The following is a 294-nucleotide window of genomic DNA, read 5'->3' as shown; positions in this document are numbered from 1 at the left end:
CCGCATGCACGTCGATGTTGGCGAAACCCTGTTCCGCGAGCCGCTTTTTCGCAGCCTGCGCGAGCGGCTCATAGCGTTCGACGCTGTCGACATGCAACGCCAGTCGCGCCGCGATTGCGGCTGCGTAGCCGGAACCCGTTCCGACGTCAAGCACCCGGTCACCTGGCGACAACTGCACGGCCTCAAGCATGCCCGCGACGATATAGGGCTGTGAGACGGTTTGCCCGGCAAAAAGCGGCAAAGCCGTATCGCGATAGGCAAATTCTACGACGTCATCAGGCACGAACTTGTGTC

At 61.6% G+C, this 294-nt stretch carries 1 protein-coding gene; it reads right to left on the bottom strand.

Translation table 11 applies throughout. The features are described 5' to 3' along the window. The coding region (locus tag SB717_RS35000; protein ID WP_410907493.1) for a protein-L-isoaspartate O-methyltransferase family protein at positions 1-294 on the bottom strand (294 nt) is incomplete at both ends.

Origin of the sequence: Priestia sp. SIMBA_032 (genome assembly GCF_046535215.1) — a bacterium.
Classification (GTDB): Bacteria; Bacillota; Bacilli; order Bacillales; family Bacillaceae_H; genus Priestia; species Priestia aryabhattai.
Note: the sequence above shows the minus strand (reverse complement) of the source record. Positions and strands in the feature narration are given on the sequence as shown.